We start from the raw sequence: 23,245 nt of genomic DNA on the forward strand, positions 1-23,245 counted from the left end.
TCAGAGGGTCTCCAAGCGTGCGTTGAGTTCGGCGAGTTCACGGTCGAGGAGCTCCTCGGGGCTCAGGCCCTCGTGGCCCGCGTCGTGGGGCTCTGGGCCCTCGCTCCCCGGTTCCCCGGTAGCGACCGCGGCGGGTCCGCCCGGTGCGAGTGGTGCGGTCAGCGCGGCGAGGTGGTCCGCAAGTCCGGCGACGGTCGGGTGGTTCCAGATGACCGTGGCGGACAGGCTCACCCCGAACTCGCCTTCGAGCCGGTTGCGCAGTTCGAGGGACATGACGGAGTCGATGCCGTACGAGCGCAGGGGCACGGCCGCGTCGATACGGGCGGCGCCGATCTTCGCCACCCGGGCCACGTGCCGACGGACCCGATCCTCCGCGGTCTCCTCGGGCGGAGCCGGTTCGCCGGCCGTCGCACGGGCAACGGCCGTGGGGTCGTCACCCGGCCCGGGGCCGCCGGCGGGCCCCAGGGGCCCGGGAGGCGGGGGCGGCGCGGCAGGCGCGCCGAAGGTGAGGTGGTCCGGCCAGTGCCGGTCGCGCTGCCAGGGGTAGCCGGGCAGCGGCGCGCCGTGCCGCCCGGGGCTGTTGGCCCGGCCCACGTCGGCGCGGCAACCCAGGACGTGGAGTCTTCCCAGGGACTCCAGCAGCACCGCCCGTTCTCCTTCGTGGCGGCGGAGCGAGGGCAGGGCCTGCGCCCGGCCGTCGCCCGCGTGGGCGATGGACTGGCCGACGGTCGGCACGAGGACGGGGTGCGGGCTCATCTCCACGAAGGCGCCCACGTCGTCCCGCAGCAGTCGCCCGATCTGGTCCGAGAAGAGCACCGGGTCGCGCAGATTGCGCACCCAGTAGTGCGGGTCGAGGCTTTCGCCCGAGGCCACCTCGCCGGTGACGGTCGAGTAGAGCGGCACCGTGCCGGAGCGCGGTGAAATGCCGCGGAGGCTCGCGAGGAGGTCCTCGCGCAGCGGGTCCATCTGGGGGCTGTGCGAGGCCACGTCGACCTTCACCCACCGCCAGAAGACATCGGCCCGGTCGAGATCGCGCGAGATGTCCGTGAGGACCCGCTCGTCACCGGACAGGACCGTCGAGCGCGGGCTGTTGCTCACGGCGACGGCGACGGACTCCTCGTGCCCCTCGACGGCGCCGAGTGCCTCCTCCATGGTGAGTTCGGCGGCGAGCATCGCGCCCTGCCCGCTGACCCGGCGCAGCAGGGCGCTGCGGCCGCAGATGATCCGTACGGCGTCCTCCAGGCCGAGCGCGCCGGCGACGTGTGCGGCGGCGATCTCGCCCATGCTGTGGCCGATGACGGCGTCGGGCAGGACGCCCCAGGAGCGCCAGAGCGCGGCGAGCGCGACCTCGACCGAGAAGAGCATCGGCTGCACGACGTCGATGCGCGCCAGCCGCGAGTCCCGTTCGTCGGCGACGAGTTCGTCCAGTACGGACCATCCCGCGTATGCCCCTACGGCGTCGTCGCACGCCCGCAGGGCGGCGTGGAACTCCGGTTCGCAACCGGCGAGTTCACGGCCCATGCCGATCCATTGCGAGCCCTGGCCCGGGAAGACGAAGGCCACCTTGGGCGGGTCGACGACGGGTGCGGCCGAGGCGTGCAGTCCGGCCGGCTCCTCGCCGCGTGCGAAGGTGCTCAGCGCGGCGTCGAGCTCGTCGGTGTCGCGGGCGACGACCGAGAGCCGCCAGGCGTGGTGGGTCCTGCGGGCGGCGGTGTGCGCGAGGTCGCGCAGGGCGGCCGGGGCGGCCGGGGCGGCCTGGACAGGGCGGGCAGCCGTGCGGCGGGCCAGTTCGCGCAGTGCCTCCGGTGTCGCGGCGGAGAGCGTGAACAGCTCACAGCTCCGGCCCCCGGCCCCCGGGTCCGTCACGGGTACGCCCGCCCGGGCCAGTTCCTCCAGCGCGTCGCCGAGGCCCTCGCGGTCGTCCCTTCCGCGGCGCATCGTGCCGATGGCCGTGACGTGCTGCCGCAGGGCGTGGAGCAGCACGGGGTGGGCGCTGATCTCGACGAACGGGCCGTGGCCGGTGGTGGCGAGATGCGCCACGGCGTCGGTCAGCCGCACCGGCTGCCGCAGGCCGCGGGCGAAGTAGCCGGGGGTGATCTCCCGCCACTCGACGGGCGCGCCGGTGACGGCGGAGACCAGCGGGATCCTGCCGGGGCGCGGGGTGATGCCCGCCGCCCCGCTCTCCAGTTCCGCGAGGACGGGGTCCATGGCCGGGCTGTGCACGGCCGCGTCGATGCGCACCATGCCGCACAGCACGCCCTGGGATTTCCACGCGTCGAGCGCGGTCCGCAGGGCGTCGACGTGCCCGGCCAGTGCGGTCGAGCGCGGTCCGTACAGTCCGGCGACGCTCAGGCCCCGGGCGTCCGTGGTGCACTCCACGAGCTCCTCGGCGGGCAGTTCGACGACGGCCATCGCGCCGCCCCGGCCCGCGACACGGCTCTGGGCGCGGCTGTAGTGGTGGACGAGCCGCGCACCGTCGGGGAGGTCGAGGATCCCGGCGATCACGGCCGCGGTGATCTCGGAGAAGCAGGTGCCGACCACGGCGTGGGGGCGGACTCCCGCCGCTTCGAGCCAGGCGGCGATGCCGATCTGGACGGCGAACAGCACGGGCTGGGCGACGTCGACGCGGTCGAGGCGGTCCGTCGCGTCGTTGGGGCCCAGGGAATCCGTACGGTCCGCGTCTTCCGTACTGCCTTCCGTACGGTCGGGGCGGCCCGCCTCTCCGGCGGGGAAGAGGGCGTCGACGACCGACCAGCCCGTGTAAGGCAGGAGCGCCGCGTCGCAGCGCTCCACGGCCCGGCGGAAGACGGGTTCGGTGCGGAAGAGCCGTCGGCCCATGCCGGCCCACTGCTGACCGTGCGGGGAGCAGACGAAGACCGTTCGGGGCGGTGGGGCGGCCGTCTCCTTTGTGCCGCGTGGCCGACCGGGGCCGGTCATGGGCAGCGGTGCGGGCTCCCGCCAACCCTCCATGACCACATGGACGTTGGTGCCTCCCCAGCCGAAGGAGCTGACGCCCGCGAGCGGGGCGCGGCCCTCGGGCCAGGGCTCGGCGTCGCGCGGCACGCGCAGCCCGAGGCCCTCGAAGTCGATGTGCGGGTTGGGCCGCTCGAAATGCAGGTTCCGTGGAATGCGGCGGTGCCGTAGGGCGAGTGCGGTCTTGATGAATCCCGCGATGCCCGCGGCGCCTTCGAGATGGCCGATATTCGTCTTCACGGCACCGAGAATCAGCGGTGCGTCGGCGGGCCGGCCTTCGGACAGTACGGCGCTCAGCGCGGTGGCCTCGATCGGGTCGCCGAGCGCGGTGCCCGTGCCGTGGGTTTCGAGGAAATGCACGTCGCCGGGGCGCACCCCGGCCCGTCGATAGGCGTCCCGGAGGACTTCCTCCTGGGCGAGGGGATTGGGAGCCGTGAGTCCATTGCTGAGGCCGTCGTTGTTCGCGGCGCTGCCCGGGACGAGGCACCAGATGTCATCGCCGTCGGCCAGTGCGCGGGAGAGCCTCTTGAGGACCACGACCCCGCACCCCTCACCCCGGCCGTAACCGTCGGCGCGGGCGTCGAAGGACTTGCAACGGCCGTCCGGGGACAGCCCGCCGAACTTGCTGAGCGCCACGCTCGTACCCGGGCTGATCAGGAGGTTCACCCCGCCCGCCAGGGCCGCGGTCGACTCGCCGAGCCACAGGCTCTGGCAGGCGAGGTGCAGCGCGTAGAGCGAGGCGGAACAGGCGGTGTCGACGGCGACGCTCGGGCCGCGCAGGCCCAGAACATAGGAGAGACGATTCGCCACCATATTGAGCGCACGTCCGGTGGCGGAGTGCGGCACGACGCCGTGCAGGGCCGGTGCGGCGAGATCGGCGTAGTCGTGCCAGATCACTCCGGCGAACACCCCGGTACGGCTGCCCGCCAGCGCGTCATTCGCCATGCCCGCGTTTTCCAGGGCTTCCCAGGCGACTTCCAGAAAGAGGCGCTGCTGCGGGTCCATTTCCGCGGCCTCGCGCGGGGATATCCCGAAGAACAGCGGGTCGAATTCATCGAGACGGCCGCGAAGATATCCCGCCCGGTCGGTCATCATTTTCGCCGGGGCGGACGGGTCGGGGTCCACGAAATCGACGGGGTCCCAGCGACCGGGCGGGACGGCGCCCACGGCGTCCGTACCGGAAAGCAGCAGATTCCAGAATTCCGCCGTATTGTCGGCCATCGGGAAGCGGCAGGCCATTCCGACGACCGCGACGGGTTCGTGCCCCACGACGGCCGGCCCGCCCGGGCCCTCGGGGTCCCGGTGGCGGGCGCCCGCTCCCCCGCCGGACCGGTCGAGGAGGTGGGACGAGAGTGCGGCGAGCGACGGGTAGGCCCACAGCAGTGCCACCGGCACGCTTCTGCCGAGGGCATCGGAGAGTTTCGAGGCCAGCGCGGTGGCCCGCAGCGAGTCGACGCCGTAGCGCGAGAACGTCTCATGATCACGAATGCTCTCGGCGGGGCATTCGAGCAGGACGGATAATTCCTCGCGTAACCAGGCACATAATCCTGCGACCGAGCGTATATCGCGACAGTCGCTCTCCGCGGCGCCACTCACGGGCACCGAACCGGAATCATGATCATTTCGCATCCCCCATGCGTACACTTCGGCGCACATCAACTCCGCCGACGCAGGCAACCTAACATGAAGGCCTTGTAAATAAAGTAAAGCAGCAGCAAAGCCGCCCCATCGGAAAGGGAGCCGTGAATACGGAGTACTTTCGTCTGGGACGACTTCACATTCGGAATTGGCAGATACCAATCAGCGTGGGGCGATTCCGTTTGGCCACCTCGGCAACCTCGATCCCCCAGCCACGGCGGCCACGCCTGCTACTGGCCGACGCGGCTTCCCGCGACAGCGACAGCGACGGCGGGGGCGAGCGTGCGCGGGCGGTGCCGGCCGGCCGCCGTGCGCAGCGCCAGGTCCGCCAGCGCCTCGGGGGCGCCGCGCTGTCCCCGGACGCCGGGGAAGGCGTTGATGTCGACGATCAGCGGCGCTCCCGCCACCTCGAGGAGGTCGACGCCGTACACGTCGAGCGCGAAGACCTCGCCGACGCGCCGCACCACGTCCAGCCAGTCCGCGGGCAGGTCGCGCACCGGCAGCGGGCGGGTCCGCGCGGCCGCGGGCGCGGCCAGTTCCGACCGGCGGAACTCCGCGAACGCCTCGTCCCCGATCACCCAGAGCTTGTGGTCCCACCCGTCGTTCGGGGTGAACCGCTGGACCACCACCGGCTCGTCGCGCCACTCGGCGGCCAGTGACCGCAGTCGCGCGGCGTCGTCGACGCGGGCCACCAGGTCATGGCGCCGGCTGTGGCGGCTCTTGATCACCACGGGACCGGTCAGGGGTGCGTCCCCCTCCACCAGGTGCCCGAGACGGGGCACGGTGGTCGTGGCGACGAAGGGCAGCCCCGCGCGCAGGGCCAGATCCGCCATGGCCGTCCGGTCCTGGCACAGCTCGGTCGCCGCGGCGGAGTTCAGGACCGGGGCCCCGTGCACCTCCAGACGACGGGCGAGGGCCAGCGCCCGAGGCGTCCGTGTCTTCATCAGATAGACGTCCGCGAGCGCGGAGGAATCCACCGTGCGGGGGTCCGCGCCGGGGTCCAGGGTCTCGACCCGGTGGCGGGGCGTCAGCAGCTCGGTGGCCGCCGCCAGCAGCGGGTGATCCGGAGCGGGCGTCAGCAGACAGACCCTCACGCGGTGCCACCGACCCGGGCGGAGGCCGGTGCCGGCTCGGTCGGAAGGGCCGGGAGGTCCAGGGCGGACGACCCATAAGGGGAGGAAGCATAGGAAGAGGCATACGGCCCGGATGCCGTTCCGGGCGCCTGCGAACCGGCGTGGGCCAGCCGCAGGATGGCCCACGCCACCCGGGCCACGGCGTCGGGCACCTGACGGAAGCTCGGAAAGTCATTGACGTCCACGACCACCGGACCGTCCGGACCGAGGACGACGTCCACCCCGTAGAGATCGAGGCCGTAGGCCGCCCCGACCTCGGCGGCGATCGCCGCCACCTCGGCGGTCAGCGGCACCTGGCGCTCACGACGCGGCCGGTCGGGGTGCAGCGGGGAGCAGCGCTCGGTCGCGAAGAACTCGCCGTCGACGCAGTAGACCTTGAGGTCCACGCCCGTGTTGGGCACGTACGGCTGGGCTATCAGCATGCCCTCACCGGTGTCCTCCCGGCCGGGGGGCACCAGTTCCCCCGGGGTCGGCACCAGCCGGACTGCCCGCCCCGAGCTGCCGTCGGCGGGCTTGACCACCAGTGGGTACTCGGCCGCGGGTATCTCGGCGAACTCCTCCGGCCGGGTGGCCGCGTAGGTCACCGGGACGGGCAGTCCATGGCGTTCGGCGATGACCGCGGCCAGCGCCTTGTCGCGCACCCCGCGGATCGCACGGGCGTCGTTCACCGTGGTCAGACCGATGGTGGCGGCGGCTTCCAGCAGCGTCAGCCCCGGTCCGCCGGACACCGTTTTGAGCACCCAGGCGTCGTGGTCGCCCGCGCGTACGGTCTCGGAGAGCCTCAGCAGCGAGCCGCCCGGTCGCACCACGTCCACCCGGTGACCCCAAGTGGTCAGTTGGCGGATCACGTCCACCGGCATCCCGTCGCGCCGGTACTGCTCCTCCACCAGGAAGCAGAGTCTCATTGGTACATCCTCGAATCCCGGACGTCCGCCGATCCCGTCCGGCAGAACTGTGACCGGCTCAGGATGTCATGTGCGTTCGCATGGGAGTTCCCGGGCTGTCGGTATTGCGCCGAGCCCGGCCGGGGCGTCCACCGGCGCCCCGCCGGCCCGCCCCGTCCCCCCGTCCCCTCGACCGCACGACACCCACTCCCCTTACCCGATAAGCTTGACTACCTCAATCATTGGTGCTTACATATATTATTGCTTGACCATGTAAACCTTCCGACCGGCAAGGAAACCGAGGCACCATGCGCCCCCACGAGTCCGAGCAGCCCGCCGACGCCGTCGCCCGGCTGCGCGCGTTCTTCCGCACCGGCGGCAGCAAGCCCTTGGCCTGGCGCACCGGGCAGCTGCGCGCGCTGCGCGCCATGCTCACCGAGCGGGGTGAGGACCTCGCCGAGGCGCTCCACGCGGACCTGGGCAAGAGCCGGGCCGAGGCGTACCGCACCGAGATCGACTTCACGGTGCGCGAGATCGACCACACGCTGGAGCACCTGGAGGAGTGGTTGCGCCCCGAGCCCGCCGCCGTGCCGGCCCGCCTGGGTGCGGACGCCTCGGCGTGGACGGTCCTCGACCCGCTGGGCGTCGTCCTCGTCATCGCGCCGTGGAACTATCCGGCGCAGTTGCTGCTGGCCCCCGTCGTCGGGGCGCTCGCCGCGGGCGACTGTGTGGTGGCCAAGCCCAGCGAGCTGGCCCCCGCCACGTCGGCGGCCCTCGCCCGGTATCTGCCCGAGTACCTCGACGCACGGGCGGTGGCCGTGGTGGAAGGCGGCGTTCCGGAGACCACGGCGCTGCTGGAGCAGCGTTTCGACCACATCTTCTACACCGGCAACGGCGTGGTGGGCCGGATCGTCATGACGGCCGCGGCCCGTCATCTCACCCCGGTCACGCTGGAACTCGGCGGCAAGTCACCGGTCTTCGTCGACCGGGGCACGGACGTGCGGACGGTTGCCGCCCGGCTCGCGGCGGGCAAGTTCCTCAACGCGGGCCAGACCTGTGTGGCGCCCGACTACGTGCTGACCGACCCGGAGACCGCCCGTGCCCTGGAGCCCGCCCTGGCCGAGGCGGTCGACGCCCTGTACGGAAGCGACCCCGCGACGTCCGGCGAATACGGCCGGATCGTCAACTCCCGGCACTTCGAGCGGCTGACGGCGCTCCTGGACTCCGGGCGGGTCGTCGTCGGGGGCGGCCACGACCGGGCGGCGAAGTACATCGCGCCGACCGTCCTGGCCGACGTCCACCCCGACTCCCCCGTCATGCGGGAGGAGATCTTCGGGCCCATCCTGCCGATCGTCGAGGTGCCGGGGCTCGACGAGGCGATCGACTTCGTCAACGAGCGGGACAAGCCCCTGGCGCTGTACGCGTTCACCGACTCCGACACCACCCGTCGGCGACTGGCGGAGGAGACCTCCTCGGGCGGCCTGGGGTTCGGGCTGCCGCTGGCGCATCTGACCGTGCCGGAGCTGCCGTTCGGCGGGGTAGGCGAGAGCGGCATGGGCCGTTACCACGGCCGCTACTCGATCGAGACGTTCAGCCACCGCAAGGCGGTACTGGACAAGCCGCTTGCGGCGTGACCTCGCGGGGGTGCACCACCGCTGCGCGGCGGTGTCCTCAAACGCCGGACGGGCTGCTGTGCTTGTGTCCTCAAGCGCCGGACGGGCTGGTTTGGGCTGAGCCCAGCCACATCAAGCCCGTCCGGCGCTTGAGGACGCGCCCGCAGGGGCGCTCGCCGCCGCAGGCGGCACGGACGGCCCGCGGCCGAAGACCCGCCCTGGATCCACGCGGCTAGGCCCTGTCCTCACCCTCGCGCGGAACGCGAAACGCGGAACGCCTCCAGCAGCCGCTCGGCGGCAAGGCTCGCCGGCAGGGTGCCCTCGCGCACCCGCTGTTCCAGGTCGGGGCCCATGCGGCGCACCTCGGGGTGGTCACGGAGCTCGGCGAGGAGTTGCTCACGGACCATGGTCCAGGTCCAGTCGACCTGCTGCTCCCGGCGCCGGGCGGCCAGCTCGCCCGTGGCGTCGAGGACCCGCCGGTGCTGTTCCAGCCGCTCCCAGAGGGTGTCGAGGCCGGTGCCCTCCCGAGCGCTGCACGTCAGCACGGGCGGGTTCCAGGCCGCGTCGGGCGCTTGGAGCAGGCGCAGCGCGCCGGCCAGTTCGCGGGCGGCGGACTTGGCGTCGCGTTCGTGCGGGCCGTCGGCCTTGTTGACGGCGACGATGTCGGCCAGCTCCAGGACGCCCTTCTTGATGCCCTGGAGCTGGTCGCCCGTACGGGCGAGGGTGAGCAGCAGGAAGGTGTCGACCATATTGGCGACGGCGGTCTCCGACTGGCCGACGCCGACGGTCTCGACCAGCACGACGTCGTAGCCCGCCGCCTCCATCACGACCATGGTCTCGCGGGTGGCCTTGGCCACCCCGCCGAGGGTGCCGGCCGTGGGTGAGGGCCGGACGAACGCGGCGGGGTCGACGGCGAGCCGCTCCATGCGGGTCTTGTCGCCGAGGATGCTGCCGCCCGTGCGGGTGGAGGACGGGTCGACGGCCAGCACCGCGACCCGGTGGCCGAGGCCGGTGAGCAGGGTCCCGAGGGCGTCGATGAAGGTGGACTTGCCCACGCCGGGCACGCCGGTGATACCGATCCGGCGTGCCGTACCGGCGTGCGGCAGCAATGCGGTGAGCATCCGCTGGGCGGCTTCCCGGTGATCGGCCCGTACCGATTCGACCAGGGTGATGGCGCGGGCGATGGTCGCCCGCTTGCCGTCCAGCACACCCTTGACGTAGGCGTCGACATCGATCGCCCGACGCGGGACGGCCTGACGGGTCACCGGCTCTCGGGCGTCGGCTTCGCGGGGATCGCTCCCGGAGGAAAAGGGTGCCATCAGCGTTCCGGGCTCACAGCTCGTGGCCGAGGACCCCGGCGAGGGTCTTCAGCAGGTCGTGGGCCGCGTCCGGGATGACCGTTCCGGGCGGGAAGACCGCTGCGGCGCCCATCTCCCGCAGCGTGTCGATGTCCTGCGGCGGGATGACCCCGCCCACGACGATCATGATGTCCTCCCGGCCCTCCTCCGCGAGGCACTCGCGCAGCGCGGGGACGAGCGTGAGGTGACCGGCGGCGAGCGAGGAGACGCCGACGATGTGCACATCGGCCTCCACCGCCTGCCGGGCGACCTCCTCCGGCGTCTGGAAGAGCGGGCCGACGTCGACGTCGAAGCCGAGGTCGGCGAAGGCCGTGGCGATCACCTTCTGGCCGCGGTCGTGGCCGTCCTGGCCCATCTTGGCGACCAGGATGCGGGGGCGGCGGCCGTCCTCCCGCTCGAATGCCTCCACCAGGGCGCGGGTGCGCTCCACTCCCGAGGAGGGTCCGGCTTCGTCGCGGTACACACCGGAGATCGTACGGATCTGCCCGGCGTGCCGTCCGTACACCTTCTCCAGGGCGTCGGAGATCTCACCGACGGTCGCCTTGGCGCGGGCCGCGTTCACGGCGAGCGCGAGGAGGTTGCCCTCCAGACCGCCGCCCTCCTGGTGGCCGGCGCCGGCCGCGGCGGTGAGCGCGCGCAGCGCGTCCTGGCAGGCCTGCTCGTCGCGCTCGGCGCGCAGGCGCCGCAGCTTGTCGATCTGCTGGGCGCGCACGGAGGAGTTGTCGACCTTGAGGACGTCGATCTGCTCGTCGCTGTCGACGCGGTACTTGTTGACGCCGATGACCGGCTGGCGCCCGGAGTCGATACGGGCCTGGGTGCGGGCCGCGGCCTCCTCGACGCGCAGCTTGGGGATGCCCGCGTCGATGGCCTGGGCCATGCCGCCGGCCGCCTCGACCTCCTGGATGTGCTGCCAGGCACGGCGGGCGAGATCGTGGGTGAGCCGCTCGACGTAGGCGCTGCCGCCCCAGGGGTCGATGACCCGGCATGTCCCGGACTCCTGCTGCAGCAGCAGCTGGGTGTTGCGGGCGATGCGGGCGGAGAAGTCGGTGGGCAGGGCGAGGGCCTCGTCGAGGGCGTTGGTGTGCAGCGACTGGGTGTGTCCCTGGGTCGCCGCCATGGCCTCGACGCAGGTGCGCGCCACGTTGTTGAAGACGTCCTGCGCGGTGAGTGACCAGCCGGAGGTCTGCGAATGGGTGCGCAGCGACAGCGACTTGGCGTTCTGCGGCTCGAACTGCTTGACGAGTCTGGCCCACAGCAGCCGGGCCGCCCGCAGCTTGGCGATCTCCATGAAGAAGTTCATGCCGATCGCCCAGAAGAACGACAGCCGGGGCGCGAAGGCGTCCACGTCCAGTCCGGCGCCGAGCCCGGCGCGCAGGTACTCCACGCCGTCGGCGAGGGTGTAGGCGAGCTCCAGGTCGGCCGTGGCCCCGGCTTCCTGGATGTGGTAGCCGGAGATGGAGATGGAGTTGTAGCGCGGCATCTTCTGCGAGGTGTACGCGAAGATGTCCGAGATGATCCGCATCGAGGGCCGGGGCGGATAGATGTAGGTGTTGCGGACCATGAACTCCTTGAGGATGTCGTTCTGGATGGTCCCGGCCAGCTTCTCGGGCGGTACGCCCTGTTCCTCGGCGGCGACGATGTAGAGGGCGAGGACGGGCAGTACGGCCCCGTTCATCGTCATCGACACGCTCATCCTGTCCAGCGGGATGCCGTCGAAGAGCTGACGCATGTCGTAGATGGAGTCGATGGCGACGCCGGCCATGCCCACGTCGCCGGTGACGCGCGGGTGGTCGCTGTCGTAGCCGCGGTGGGTCGGCAGGTCGAAGGCGACGGAGAGGCCCTTCTGACCTGCCGCCAGGTTACGGCGGTAGAAGGCGTTGGACTCCTCGGCGGTGGAGAATCCGGCGTACTGCCGGATGGTCCAGGGCTGGTTGACGTACATCGTCGGGTACGGGCCGCGCAGATAGGGCGCGACGCCCGGGTAGGTGGCGAGGAAGTCCAGCCCGTCGAGGTCCTCGGCGGTGTAGAGCGGCTTGACGCCGATGCCCTCGGGGGTCTCCCAGACGAGGTCCTCGGCGCTCTTGCCGGTGCTCTCCTTCAGGGCCGCCCGCCACTGGCCGGGGTCGGCCGGGCCGTCGGCCGCGGGCCCCAGGTCGATGCCGGAGAAATCGGGGATCGACATCACACCACTCCCATGCGGTCGAGGACGGAGGAGAGGACGGCGACGGCGTCACCGCCGGCGAAGACGAAGTCGTCGACTCCGGCTCGCTCAAAGGCTTCCCGCTGTTCGCCGCGCGGCTTCCCGGCGAGGAACACCCGGTCGGCGCCGGCCTTCTTGAGCGCGGTGGCCACGGCCTCGGCCTGTTCGGCGTAGAGGGCGTCGCTGGAGCACAGACAGGCGATGGTGGCTCCGCTGGCGACGAAGGCCGCGGCGGCGGACTCCGCGTCGACGCCGAGGGGGCCGCCGCCGGGCACGGCCTCGATGCCGCCTGCCTGGAACAGGTTCGCGGCGAAGGTCGCGCGGCCGGTGTGGGCCGCGGCGGGGCCCAGATTGGCCAGAAACACCCGCGGCCGGGCCCCGGTCCGCGCCAGGTGCGCGTCGGAGCGGGCCCGCAGTGCCTCGAAGGCCTCGTCGCGGCGGACCCTCGGCAGGCCGCCCGGGGCCGGCGCGGTGGCCGGTGCCTCGCGGCGTACCGGCTCCTCGGCCAGGTTCGGGAACTCGCTGACGCCCGTGATGGGTTCCTTGCGGGTGGCGAGCCGCGCGGACCGCTGTCGCCAGGTGTCCGCGATCCGCTCCCCCACGAGCCCGGAGCCGAGCGCCGCGGCGTGGCCGCCGGCGCGCTCGATCTCCTGGAACCAGGCCCAGGCCGCGTGGGCCAGCTCGTCGGTCAGCCGCTCCACGTACCAGGAGCCGCCGGCCGGGTCGATGACCCGGGCCAGGTGGGACTCCTCCAACAGGATGGAGGAGGTGTTGCGGGCGATCCGGCGGGCGAAGGCGTCCGGCAGGCCGAGGGCGTCGTCGAAGGGCAGCACGGTCACGGAGTCGGCGCCGCCGACTCCGGCGCCCAGCGCGGCGACGGTGGTGCGCAGCATGTTCACCCACGGGTCACGACGGGTCATCATGACCGAGGAGGTGACGGCGTGTTGGCGCTGTGCCGCCGCGCCCGGGGTCGCGCCGCAGACTTCGGCGACCCTGGCCCAAAGCCGGCGCGCGGCGCGCAGCTTGGCGATGGTCAGGAACTGGTCGGCGGTGGCCGCGTAGCGGAACTCCAGTTGCGCGCAGGCCGCTTCGGTGCCCAGCCCCGCCGCGGTGAGCGCGCGGAGGTAGGCGACGCCGGTGGCGAGGGAGCAGCCGAGTTCCTGGGCGGCCGATCCACCGGCCTCGTGATAGGGCAGCGCGTCGACGGTCAGGGCCCGGATACCGGGGTACTCGCGGGCACACAGCGCGGCGAGTTCGGCGGCGGTCGCCAGGTGTTCGGCGGGGTCGCCGTCGGTGCGCGTGCGGGCCAGGGTGCCCAGCGGGTCGGCCCCGAGGTTGCCCGTCGCCGCGTGCGGGGCGACCCCGCGCTCGGCGTAGAGGCGCAGCAGTTCACGGGCGGCGGGCCCGGTCTCGGTGCCCGCGTCGAGTACGACGGGCGCGAGGTCCAGGTAGACGCCCTCCAGGGCGGTCGCGAGGCCGTCCGTGGGCAGGCCCGCCGGGCCGACGGTCAGCCAGAGGGAGGTGACGCCGTTCTCGAGGTCGGCGAGTACGGCGTCGTTGGCGCGCCGGGGGTCCGGGTGGGCGTGGCGCTGGCGGACGTCCCACCCCGAGACGGCGGTGCCCGCCACGCGTCCGCCGCGGACGAACGGCGGGAAGCCGGGGTAGCCGGGCCCGGCGGGGCCGATGGGCTGATCCCCGTCGGGGCCGGCCGCCGCGGCGTCCTCGGCGGTGTAGAGCGGGCGGGTCGTGAGCCCGTCCAGGAGCGCGGTGGACAACGCTTCCTCGGCCGCCGGGCCCTCGGCCACCGTGCCCGCTTTGCGTAGTACGCCCTCGACAAGGCGCTGCCACTGCTCACGGGTCGCGTCCGGGAACTCGGCGGCCAGGGAGAAGCCGTCATCAGGCTGGACCGTCATGGGGGGAAGGCTAGGGCGCGGACGCGTTCCGCAGCAGGGGCAACCGCTGTGACCTTGGCCTCTTCCAGGTGCGAGGGCACCTGTCGGTTGCTTCGGCGTTGTCGTCGAACGCCGGGCGTCAGTCCGTTTCCTGGCGTTCGTGCCGCTCGGGCACGACGAATTCACACCATACGGATTTGCCGGTGCCACGCGATTCCACGCCCCAGACGTCGGCCAGCCGGTCCACCAGCAGCAGGCCCCGGCCCGAGACACCCGACTCGCCGGGCTCCCGGCGGCGCGGCAACGTGCTCGACTTGTCCTCGACCTCGAGTCGCAGCCGGCGTTCGGGGCCGCCGAGCATACGGATCGTCACCACCGCCGCCCCGTCGGTGTGCAGCAGGGCGTTGGTCACCAACTCGTCGGCGACCAGCTCGATCTCGTCCGAACGCTCCCGCGCGCCCCAGGCCCGTACCGCCGCCCGGATCATATGACGGGCCGCGGACAGCGCCTCGGGGTCGGCGGGCGCGATGTGCTGCTGGAGCCGGCCGCCACCACGGGCCGGGACGCCCTCCCGGCGCAGCAGCAGGATGGCCATGTCGTCCTCTCCGACATGGTCCTCGACCACGTCGCACAGCTTGTCGGCCAGGGCCTGGAGGTCGTAGGGGCCGTCGCGGACGATGCCGGAGAGGATCTGCATGCCGTCGTCGAGGTCGGCACCGGGCTGTTCGACCAGGCCGTCGGTGAACAGCAGCAGGGTCTCCCCCGGGTCCAGCTCCACGGTCGTCACGGGGTAGTCGAGCCGGCCGAACTCGGCGGAGAGCCCGAGCGGCAGCCCGCCCGCGAGCGGCAGCCGCCGGCAGGTGCCGTCGGGGTGCCGCAGCAGGGGGTCTATATGGCCGGCGCGGACGAGTTGCAGCATGCCGGTGGAGGGGTCGGCCTCGACATAGGAGCAGGTGGCGAAGCGGTCGGTGTCCAGCTCGTGCAGGAACGACGAGGCGCGTGCCATCACCGTCGCGGGGGCGTGCCCCTCGGTGGCGTAGGCCCGTAGCACGATCCGCAGCTGGCCCATGACGGCGGCGGCGTGGGTGTCGTGGCCCTGGACGTCCCCGATGACCGCCCCGACCCGGCCGCCGGGCAGCGGGATCACGTCGTACCAGTCGCCGCCGATGTCCCGGCCCATCCGGGCGGAGCGGTAGCGCACGGCGATCTGCGCGCCGGGGACGTCGGGGATGCGGCGCGGCAGCATGGCCTGCTGCAGGCCTTCGGCGAGGTCGTGCTCCTGGTCGAAGAGCATCGCCCGGGCCAGGCTCTGCGCGAGGCTGCTGCCGAGGGCGATGAAGAGGTTGCGCTCCTGCTGGGTGAAGCCGCGGCCCTCGCGGTAGAGCAGGCCGAGGGCACCGATGGGGCGGGCCTGGGCGATCAGCGGCAGGTAGGCGGCGGAGGAGATGCCGATGTCCTCGATGCGCTCCCACAGCCAGGGGTAGGAGGTGGCGAATTCGTCGCGGGATTCGATGAAGCGCGGGGTCAGGGTGCGGATGACCTCGCTCATGGGGAAGTTGTCGTCGATCCGGGTGTAGCGCGTGCCGGGGATGTAGTGCTCCTCCGGGCCCTCGGCGACGAGATGGATCCGGCCGGATTCGACGAGCCCGAGGACCAGGAGGTCGGCGCCGAGGTGTTCCACGGCCCGGGAGTCCTTGAAGAAGTCGATGACGTCCTCGACCGTTCTCGCGTGGGCGAGGGCGGCGGTGGTCGTCTCCACGACGGTGGTCTGGTGGCGGTGCTCCTCGGCTCCGTCGCGCGGCTCGGCGGCGTGGCTGAGCTCCTCGGCGGCGTCGCGGACGACACCGACGATGCGGCAGGGGCGCCCCTGCTCGTCGCGGAGGATCCGGCCTTGGGTGTAGGTCCAGTGCAGCGCGCCGCCGTCGTCCCGCACGTGGTAGTACGCGCCGTAGGTCTCGCTGCCGTCCTTCATCGCCGTGGCCACCAGGGAGTCGAGCATGACGACGTCGGACCGCGGCACCCGGCCGCCGATGTCGGTGATGTGGCCCGCGAAGTGCTCCGGCGGCACATGGAGGATCTCCAGGGCGGCGGGGTCCAGATGCAACCGTCCGCTGTCGAGGTCCCAGTCGAAGGTGCCGATGCGGTTGAGGGCGAGGCTCAGCTCCGGGCGAGCGGGCCAGTCGTCCGGCTGCGCTCCGGCGGCAGGCGTCGCTCCCCGATCAACCATGGAGCCACTCTGTCATCTTTTATCCGTTTCTTCGATGCGACTGCGCAGTCGGGTGGTACGGATACGCCATGGAGTGGTTCACGGAGTCCGGGTACTGGCTGAGCCGGCTGGTGCTTCAGCGGACGCTCGCCGCGGTCTACCTGGTGGCCTTCCTGGGCGCGGCCCTGCAGTTCCGCCCGCTCATCGGGGAGCGGGGCATGCTGCCGGTGCCGCGGTTCCTGCGCGGGGTGCCCTTCCTGCGGGCCCCCGGGGTCTTCCAGTTGCACTACTCGGACCGCTTCTTCGCCGGCTGGGCGTGGGCGGGTGCCCTGTTGTCGGGCGCGGTGGTGGCGGGGGCGGCGGACGCGGTGCCGCTGTGGGCGTCGATGGTGCTGTGGGCGGCCCTGTGGGTGATGTATCTGTCGATCGTCAACGTGGGTCAGACCTGGTACGCGTTCGGTTGGGAGTCCCTGCTGCTGGAGGCGGGCTTCCTCGCCGTCTTCCTCGGCAACGCGCGCACCGACCCGCCCGCGCTGATCCTGTGGCTGATGCGCTGGCTGCTCTTCCGCGTCGAGTTCGGGGCGGGCCTGATCAAGATGCGCGGGGACAGCTGCTGGCGGGATCTGACCTGCCTGTACTACCACCACGAGACCCAGCCGATGCCCGGCCCGCTGAGCTGGTTCTTCCACCGACTGCCGCGGCCCCTGCACCGGGTCGAGGTGGCCGCCAACCACGTCGCCCAGCTGGTGGTGCCCGTCCTCCTCTTCACCCCGCAACCCGTCGCGAGCTGCGCGGCGGGGCTGATCATCTGCACTCAGCTCTGGCTCGTCGTCTCCGGCAATTTCGCCTGGCTCAACTGGCTGACGATCATCCTCGCCTTCGCCGCCGTCGACGGGGCGGCGGCAGCGGAGCTGCTGTCGCTGCCGGCGCACGGCGCTCTGCCCGCTCCCCCGCTCTGGTACGAGGTCCTCGTCCTCGCCGCCACGGTGCTCGTGGTCGTCATGAGCTGGTGGCCCGCGCGCAATATGCTCTCGCGGCACCAGCGGATGAATATGTCCTTCAACGCGTTTCACCTGGTCAACACCTACGGGGCGTTCGGCAGCATCAACCGCCGTCGGCATGAGGTGGTGGTGGAGGGCACCGACGCGGCGCAGCTCGGGCCCGGGACAAAGTGGAAGGAGTACGGCTTCAAGGGGAAGCCCGGCGACGTCCGCCGGACGCCGCGCCAATTCGCCCCCTACCATCTGCGGCTCGACTGGCTGATGTGGTTCGCCGGCATCTCACCCACCTACGCGCAGTCCTGGTTCGGCCCGTTCGTCGAACGGCTGCTGGAGGGCGACCCGGCGACCCTGCGCCTGCTGCGGTACAACCCCTTCCCCGACGCCCCGCCCACCCATGTCCGGGCCCGGGTCTACCTCTACCGCTTCACCACCCGTCAGGAGCGGCGGGCCACCGGCGCCTGGTGGCACCGCACGCTGGAGCGCGAGTTCCTGCCACCGGTGGCCCTGCGGTCCCCCTGAGCCTCAGCGCGGGCCCGGTCCGCACAGCGCCAGCTCGGCGGGGGTGATCGTCGGCCCGGCCTGGGCGGCGCGGCCGGGGCCGCGCAGCACTCCGAGCACCACCTGCGGCCTCACCAGATCGGTCATCGGCGCGGACAGCGTCATGACGGCCATCAGGTGCCGCAGCACCGTCGGGTTCACGGTCGAGGTGCGCATCAGCCGCATGAAGTAGCCCCGCAGCAGCCGGGCCGCGACCGGGGGGCGTGCCCCGATGGCTCCGGGGTAGTTGATGTCCTCGCCCGTCGCCAGGTCCCAGGCGCCGCCCGCCACCCGGGCGACCGACCGCTGCACGCTCCGGGCCAGCCCGGGGGCGGTCAGCTCCCGCTCGCCCAGGAGGTCGCGCAACGCCACGGCGCTCTGGGCCGCCACGGACATGCCCTGCCCGTAGACGGGGTTGAACTGCGCGAGCGCGTCGCCCAGCACCACGAACCCCTCGGGCCAGGCGGGCAGCCGCTCGAAGTACCGGCGGCGGTTGACGGTGCTGCGGGTGAGGTACACCTCGGTGAGCGGCTCGGCGCCCGCGATCAGATCGGCGACGAGTGGGTGGCGCAGGCTGCGCAGGAACGGCTCGAAGGCCTCGGCTTCCCGCAAGGGTTCGCCGCCGCGCGTACCGGAGGCGGTGACCAGCCAGCGGCCGCCCTCGATCGGGACCAGCGTCGCGCCCCGGCCGGGCACGGGGACGCTCGTGTCGGCCTGGACGGTGACGACGGGGAAGTTCTCGCTGCCCGCAGGGGCCCGGAAGATCCGGGTGGCGTAGACCAGCCCGGCGTCGACGGTCTCCTCGCGGACGCCGGGCAGCCCCAGCTCCGCGAGCCGGCGTGCCGCCTGGGAGCCGCGGCCGCAGGCGTCGACGACCAGGTCGGCCTCGATCGTCCCGGCCGCCGCGTCCGCACCGGTGTCACGGACCCGCACCCCGGTGACCCGCCGGGCGTCGCCGGCCAGGGCCACCGCCTCGGTGCCCTCCCGAAGGGTGATCCCCGGGCGGGCCAGCACCTGCTCCCGGACGACCGAGTCCAGCAGGTCGCGGGTGCACGCCATCATGAAGTGCGTCTCGGGCCGACGGGGGAACCAGCCGTGCGGCCCCAGCACCACCAGCTGCGTCGGCACCGCGATCCGCCGGGCTCCGGCGGCCACCCACCGGTCGGTCGTACCGGGCAGCAGGGTCTCGACGGCCCGGGCGCCACCGGCCATCAGCAGGTGGGCGTGGCGGGCCTGCGGCAGCCCCTTGCGCGACCGGGCCCCGACCGGCAGCCGGTCCCGGTCGACGACGACGACCTCGTCGGCCCGGTCCGCGAGGACGGACGCGGCCAGCATCCCGGCCATCCCGCCACCGAGCACCACCGCCCGGCGGGACCGGCCGGTCCCGGGGTGTCGGGCGGTGCTGACGCCGTTCGGATCGCTCATGACCGGCTCTCCTGACGGACTGGGCGCGGGCGCGCGCGACGGGCGGTGACGAGAGGTCACTGCCCATCCGGCGTGAGCCTTGAACCCCCGCCCGGCGGGACGGCGTGCGCCCGGCCGGGGGGTGCCGCACGGTAGAGGGTGGGGTCCGGGTCGTGGGACGAGGCGAGGCGGTGGCGTGGTGGAACCGGTGGACGCGCTGGACCGGATCGCGTTCCTGTTGGAGCGGACGGGGGCGCCGACGTACCGGGTGAAGGCGTTCCGTACGGCCGCCGAGGTGATCTCGGCGCTGCCCGCCGAAGAGGTGCGCCGACGGGCGGCGGACGGGACCCTCACCCGGGAGAAGGGCATTGGACCGAAGACCGCGGCGGTCGTGGCCGAGGCCTCGGCGGGCCGGATGCCGGGATATCTGGAGCGGCTGGAGGAAGAGGCCGGTGGCCCGCTGACCGAGGGCGGGCAGGAGCTGCGGGCCGCCCTGCGCGGCGACTGCCATCTGCATTCCGACTGGTCGGACGGCGGCAGCCCGATCGACGTCATGGCCGCCACGGCCAAGGCGATCGGGCACGAGTACGCGGTGCTCACCGACCACTCCCCCCGGCTGACGGTCGCCCGGGGCCTCACCCCCAAGCGGCTGCGGGCGCAGCTCGACGTGGTCGCCGAGGTCGACGACCGGCTGGGGAAGGACTTCCGGCTGCTCACCGGCATCGAGTGCGACATCCTCGCCGACGGCTCGCTCGACCAGGAACCCGAGCTGCTGGAGCAACTGGACGTGGTGGTCGTCTCGGTGCATTCGAAGCTGCGGATGGACGCGGAGAGCATGACCCGTCGGCTGGTATCGGCCGTGGCCAATCCCCTCGCGGACATCCTCGGGCACTGCACGGGGCGGCTGCTGGGCAGCCGCCCGGAGTCGGAGTTCGACGCGGCGATGGTCTTCGCCGCGTGCGCCCGCTTCGGTACCGCCGTGGAGATCAACAGCCGCCCCGAGCGGCTCGACCCGCCGCGCCGGCTGCTCCGGCAGGCCCTCGACGCGGGGGTGCTGTTCTCCATCGACAGCGACGCCCACGCGCCCGGCCAACTGGACTGGCAGATCCACGGCTGCGCCCGCGCCGAGGAGTGCGGGGTGCCGGCCGACCGGGTCATCAACACCTGGAGCGCGCCGGAACTGCTGAAGTGGACCCGCTCCCGCTGACGGCGCCGGCGGCCGACCTGCGAGCGTCCGCGGCCCCCCTGATCATCGAAGAATGACGCTGCCCGTGATCCAGCCGATGCTGGCCATCCCCGGCCCGCTGCCGGCCGAGGGGGAGGACGCGGGCTGGGCGTTCGAGGCCAAGTGGGACGGGGTGCGCCTCGTCGTCGGCGCACCGGGCGACGGCACGCTGAGGCTCACCACCCGGGCGGACAACGACGCGACCGCGACCTATCCCGAGCTCGCCGCGCTCGGGGAGCAACTGCGCGGCCGGCCCGCGGTCCTCGACGGCGAGGTCGTGGTCCTGGACGCCTCGGGCCGTCCCGACTTCGCTCTGCTCCAGCGTCGGATGGGCGTGGTCAATCCGCGCCGCGCGGCACACCTGGCCATGGAGTACCCGGTTCATCTGATGCTGTTCGACCTGATGTATCTGGACGGCTGGTCGCTGCTGGGCTCCACCTACCGGGAGCGGCGGGCGGTGCTGTCCGGGATGGGGCTCGGCGGACCGGGCTGGTCGGTGCCGGGGTATCTGGAGGGACATGGACGCGAGGCGTGGGACGCCACCTCGCGCAACGGGCTGGAGGGGGTGATGGCGAAACGCCTGTCGTCCGTCTACACCCCGGGGGGCCGGTCACCCGAGTGGCGCAAGACCAAGCATCTGTCGACCCTCGATGTGGTCATCGGCGGCTGGGCGGAGGGCCGCGGCGGGCTCACCGGGCTGCCCGGGGCGGTCCTAGCGGGCCTGTGGGAGCCGACCGGGCTGCGCTACATCGGCTCCGTCGGGTCGGGGCTCTCCGAATACGAGCGCCGGGATCTCGCCCGCTATCTGGAGGTGGTGCGGCGCGCCGCTTCGCCGTTCGTGAACCCGGTCGACGTCCCGGGCGCGCACTGGGTCGAGCCCCGGCTGGTCGCCGAGGTCGCCTTCTCCGGCTGGACGCCCGCCGGCCGGATGCGACATCCCACCTGGCACCGGCTGCGCCCGGACCTGACGCGGCTCGACTAGCGCCTGTCCGGCGGATCATGGGGCCGCACCACCGCTGCGCGACGGTGTCCTCAATCTCCCCCAGCTACCGCTGGGAGGTACCCCCAGCGGGCTGCTATTGGCTGAGCTCAGCCGAAACCAGCCCGTCCGGCGATTGAGGACGCGCCCGCAGGGCGCCCGCCGCCGCAGGCGGCACAACCGGCTCGCAGCCGAAGAACCGCCGGGTAGGCGAGGGTCAGGCCGTCATGGAAGCGCGCCGCGTCCCGCGTCGGCGGCGAGCGGCGCGAGGAGGTCGCCGTGCGCGGCAACGCGGTCGAGGACCTGTTCGGGGGTGAAGGCGAGGTCGTCCGGTTCACGGACGGCGGCGACCTCGTCCCAGCCGACCGGGGCGGCGACTCCGGGACTCTCGCGCAGGCGCACGGTGTAGGGGGCCGCGGTGGTCTTCGCGCTCGCGTTCTGCGACCAGTCGATGAACACCTTGCCGGGGCGCTCCGAGCGGGTCATGGAGACGACCACCAGCCCGGGGTGCTCGCCCATCATGCGGCCGGCCAGGTCCTTGGCGTAGTCCGCGGTGGCACGGCCGGAGGCGGGCCGGATGGGCGCATAGAGGTGCAGGCCCTTGGAACCGGAGACCACGGCGTGGGCGGTGAGCCCGTCGGCGTCGAGGAGCTGGCGCAGCCGCTGGGCGACGCGGCAGCAGAGCACCAGGTCGGCGCCCGGACCGGGGTCCAGATCGAGGACCAGCCGGTCGTGGCCGTCCCGCCCGGCGGCGGACTTCCACTGCGGGACGTGCACCTCGTACGCACCGAGGTTCGCCATGGCCACCAGCGCGGCGGTGGAGTCGATCACGACCTGTTCGGTGACCCCCTCGCGGTGCTCCACCGGCACCACCGGCACCCATCCGGGTGCCCCGGGCGGCGGATTCTTGGCGACCCAGCTCTCCCCGGCCGGGCCCTCGGGGGCGCGGACGAAGGACGCGGGCCGCCCGGTGACGTGCGGCAGCATCACCGGGGCGATCCCGGCGTAATACCGCAGCAACTGCGCCTTGGTGTGGCCCGTGGCGGGGAACAGCACCCGGTCCAGATGGGACAGGGACAGCCGGTGGCCGTCGACTTCCACCACCTGCCGGTCCGAAGATGCGGGCATAAGGTAGGAATTCCCCGTGGAGGGATCAAAGTATGCGGACCATGTGGAAAGGCGCGATCGGCTTCGGGCTGGTGTCCGTGCCCGTACGGCTGTACGCCGCCACACAGGAGCACGGCGTCAAACTGCACCAGGTCCACGACGCCGACGGGGGGCGGATCCACCTCAAGCGCGTCTGCGACGTCTGCTCCGAGGAGGTCGACTACGAACACATCGCCAAGGGCTACGCGGACGACGAGGGGCACGTCGCCGTCGTCACCAAGGACGAGATGGCGGGACTGCCGCTGCCCAGCAAGCGGCTCATCGACGTGCTGGCCTTCGTCGACGCCGACCGCATCGACCCGCTCCAGCTCTCCGGTGCGTACTACCTGGCCCCCGAGAGCGCCGCGGCCAACAAGCCGTACGTCCTGCTCCGGGAGACCTTGAAGCAGACCGAGCGGGTCGCCGTCACCAAGATCGCACTGCGGACCCGGGAGTCGCTGGCCCTCCTGCGCGTCCACGACGAGCTGCTGACCCTGCACACCATGTACTGGCCCGACGAGGTCCGCGACAGCGGCGATCTCGCCCCGCCCTCCTCGGTCACCGTGCGGCCGCAGGAGTTGAAGATGGCCACGAGCCTGATGGACACCCTCTCCGAGGACTTCGACCTCGACGCCCTGGAGGACGAGTACGAGGTCGCCCTCGCCGAGCTGATCTCCGCCCATCTGGAGGACAGGCCCGCGCCCAGGATGGAGACCGCCCCGGCGCCCGACAACGTCATCGACCTCATGGCCGCGCTCCAGGCCTCCATCGACCGGGCCGCCGAGCGTGGTGACACGGACGAGCAGAAGGAAGAACCCGCCGGGCGGCGCTCCCGGGGGGCCACGAAGAAGACAGCGGCCAAGAAGTCGACGGCGGAACGCAAGCCGACGAAGGCGAAGGCACAGAGTGCCGAGAAGAAAACCGACCGGGCCGGCTCGTCCCAGGCCCGGTCGGCCAAACGCACGACCGCCAAGAAGTCGGCGGCGGCCGGAAAGACCGCCGCCAAGACCACGAAAAAGGCCGCCGCGCGGAAATCGAGCCGCGCCTCCTGAACCG

At 72.5% G+C, this 23,245-nt stretch carries 14 protein-coding genes; 5 read left to right on the forward strand and 9 right to left on the reverse strand.

Translation table 11 applies throughout. The features are described from left to right. From ACZ53N_RS19110 to ACZ53N_RS19120, 3 genes are all read right to left on the reverse strand, one after another. On the reverse strand, positions 1-4,602 hold the full coding sequence (locus ACZ53N_RS19110) for an acyltransferase domain-containing protein (RefSeq protein WP_469142002.1): 4,602 nt from the start codon (positions 4,600-4,602) through the stop codon (positions 1-3). 239 nt (positions 4,603-4,841) lie between these two features. Further along, entirely contained in the window at positions 4,842-5,705 is an 864-nt protein-coding gene (locus ACZ53N_RS19115; RefSeq protein ID WP_469142003.1) for an ATP-grasp domain-containing protein, read from the reverse strand. Continuing rightward, positions 5,702-6,649: an ATP-grasp domain-containing protein gene (locus tag ACZ53N_RS19120; RefSeq protein ID WP_469142004.1), complete on the reverse strand. Its 948-nt coding sequence runs from the start codon at positions 6,647-6,649 to the stop codon at positions 5,702-5,704. Before ACZ53N_RS19120 ends, ACZ53N_RS19115 begins: the two co-directional genes overlap by 4 nt. Before the next feature lie 287 nt (positions 6,650-6,936). Here ACZ53N_RS19120 and ACZ53N_RS19125 point away from each other — a divergent pair, with 287 nt between their 5' ends. Continuing rightward, complete coding sequence (locus ACZ53N_RS19125) at positions 6,937-8,262, forward strand: aldehyde dehydrogenase family protein (RefSeq protein ID WP_469142005.1); 1,326 nt, start codon at positions 6,937-6,939, stop codon at positions 8,260-8,262. Positions 8,263-8,486: 224 nt separating this feature from the next. Here the strand turns inward: ACZ53N_RS19125 and meaB are convergent, their stop codons facing one another. The 4 genes from meaB to ACZ53N_RS19145 all read right to left on the reverse strand — a co-directional run bounded on the left by meaB (position 8,487) and on the right by ACZ53N_RS19145 (position 15,918). Next, complete coding sequence (gene meaB / locus ACZ53N_RS19130; RefSeq protein ID WP_469142006.1) at positions 8,487-9,560, reverse strand: methylmalonyl Co-A mutase-associated GTPase MeaB; 1,074 nt, start codon at positions 9,558-9,560, stop codon at positions 8,487-8,489. 13 nt (positions 9,561-9,573) lie between these two features. Next, positions 9,574-11,781: a methylmalonyl-CoA mutase gene (gene scpA / locus ACZ53N_RS19135; RefSeq protein WP_469142007.1), complete on the reverse strand. Its 2,208-nt coding sequence runs from the start codon at positions 11,779-11,781 to the stop codon at positions 9,574-9,576. Continuing rightward, positions 11,781-13,712 (reverse strand): methylmalonyl-CoA mutase family protein, encoded by a 1,932-nt coding sequence (locus tag ACZ53N_RS19140; protein ID WP_469142008.1) that lies wholly within the window; start codon positions 13,710-13,712, stop codon positions 11,781-11,783. The genes scpA and ACZ53N_RS19140 overlap by 1 nt, the downstream gene beginning before the upstream one ends. Before the next feature lie 118 nt (positions 13,713-13,830). Then, on the reverse strand, positions 13,831-15,918 hold the full coding sequence (locus ACZ53N_RS19145) for a SpoIIE family protein phosphatase (protein WP_469142009.1): 2,088 nt from the start codon (positions 15,916-15,918) through the stop codon (positions 13,831-13,833). Between the two features lie 68 nt (positions 15,919-15,986). On the opposite strand from ACZ53N_RS19145, the gene ACZ53N_RS19150 reads away from it, so the two are divergent. After that, positions 15,987-17,417, forward strand: coding sequence for a lipase maturation factor family protein (locus tag ACZ53N_RS19150; RefSeq protein ID WP_469142010.1), 1,431 nt, complete (start codon positions 15,987-15,989; stop codon positions 17,415-17,417). 3 nt (positions 17,418-17,420) lie between these two features. Here the strand turns inward: ACZ53N_RS19150 and ACZ53N_RS19155 are convergent, their stop codons facing one another. Further along, positions 17,421-18,860, reverse strand: coding sequence for an NAD(P)/FAD-dependent oxidoreductase (locus ACZ53N_RS19155; protein WP_469142011.1), 1,440 nt, complete (start codon positions 18,858-18,860; stop codon positions 17,421-17,423). Between the two features lie 178 nt (positions 18,861-19,038). Here ACZ53N_RS19155 and ACZ53N_RS19160 point away from each other — a divergent pair, with 178 nt between their 5' ends. Continuing rightward, positions 19,039-20,046, forward strand: a complete 1,008-nt coding sequence (locus ACZ53N_RS19160; protein ID WP_469142055.1) for a PHP domain-containing protein — start codon at positions 19,039-19,041, stop codon at positions 20,044-20,046. A 52-nt stretch (positions 20,047-20,098) separates the two neighbouring features. Beyond that, positions 20,099-21,046, forward strand: coding sequence for a non-homologous end-joining DNA ligase (ligD, locus tag ACZ53N_RS19165; protein ID WP_469142012.1), 948 nt, complete (start codon positions 20,099-20,101; stop codon positions 21,044-21,046). 222 nt (positions 21,047-21,268) lie between these two features. Here ligD (ACZ53N_RS19165) and ligD (ACZ53N_RS19170) read toward each other — a convergent pair whose 3' ends face one another. Further along, a complete protein-coding gene (gene ligD / locus ACZ53N_RS19170) occupies positions 21,269-22,171 on the reverse strand; it encodes a non-homologous end-joining DNA ligase (RefSeq protein ID WP_469142013.1) in 903 nt (300 codons plus the stop codon). Positions 22,172-22,203: 32 nt separating this feature from the next. Between ligD (ACZ53N_RS19170) and ku the strand changes: the two genes are divergently transcribed. Beyond that, the gene (ku, locus tag ACZ53N_RS19175) at positions 22,204-23,241 is read left to right on the forward strand and encodes a non-homologous end joining protein Ku (RefSeq protein ID WP_469142014.1); all 1,038 of its coding nucleotides are present in this window, start codon (positions 22,204-22,206) and stop codon (positions 23,239-23,241) included. The last annotated feature ends 4 nt before the right edge of the window (positions 23,242-23,245 follow it).

This window comes from Streptomyces sp. NPDC033229 (genome assembly GCF_055576875.1).

What these genes read in the sequence shown, in the direction of transcription:
- meaB (WP_469142006.1), bottom strand. Translation starts at nt 9,560, where the DNA reads ATGGCACCCTTTTCCTCCGGGAGCGATCCCCGCGAAGCCGACGCCCGA.
- ligD (WP_469142013.1), bottom strand. Translation starts at nt 22,171, where the DNA reads ATGCCCGCATCTTCGGACCGGCAGGTGGTGGAAGTCGACGGCCACCGG.
- ACZ53N_RS19145 (WP_469142009.1), bottom strand. Translation starts at nt 15,918, where the DNA reads ATGGTTGATCGGGGAGCGACGCCTGCCGCCGGAGCGCAGCCGGACGAC.
- ACZ53N_RS19150 (WP_469142010.1), top strand. Translation starts at nt 15,987, where the DNA reads ATGGAGTGGTTCACGGAGTCCGGGTACTGGCTGAGCCGGCTGGTGCTT.
- ligD (WP_469142012.1), top strand. Translation starts at nt 20,099, where the DNA reads ATGACGCTGCCCGTGATCCAGCCGATGCTGGCCATCCCCGGCCCGCTG.
- ACZ53N_RS19110 (WP_469142002.1), bottom strand. Translation starts at nt 4,602, where the DNA reads ATGCGAAATGATCATGATTCCGGTTCGGTGCCCGTGAGTGGCGCCGCG.
- scpA (WP_469142007.1), bottom strand. Translation starts at nt 11,781, where the DNA reads ATGTCGATCCCCGATTTCTCCGGCATCGACCTGGGGCCCGCGGCCGAC.
- ACZ53N_RS19120 (WP_469142004.1), bottom strand. Translation starts at nt 6,649, where the DNA reads ATGAGACTCTGCTTCCTGGTGGAGGAGCAGTACCGGCGCGACGGGATG.
- ACZ53N_RS19155 (WP_469142011.1), bottom strand. Translation starts at nt 18,860, where the DNA reads ATGAGCGATCCGAACGGCGTCAGCACCGCCCGACACCCCGGGACCGGC.
- ACZ53N_RS19125 (WP_469142005.1), top strand. Translation starts at nt 6,937, where the DNA reads ATGCGCCCCCACGAGTCCGAGCAGCCCGCCGACGCCGTCGCCCGGCTG.
- ku (WP_469142014.1), top strand. Translation starts at nt 22,204, where the DNA reads ATGCGGACCATGTGGAAAGGCGCGATCGGCTTCGGGCTGGTGTCCGTG.
- ACZ53N_RS19140 (WP_469142008.1), bottom strand. Translation starts at nt 13,712, where the DNA reads ATGACGGTCCAGCCTGATGACGGCTTCTCCCTGGCCGCCGAGTTCCCG.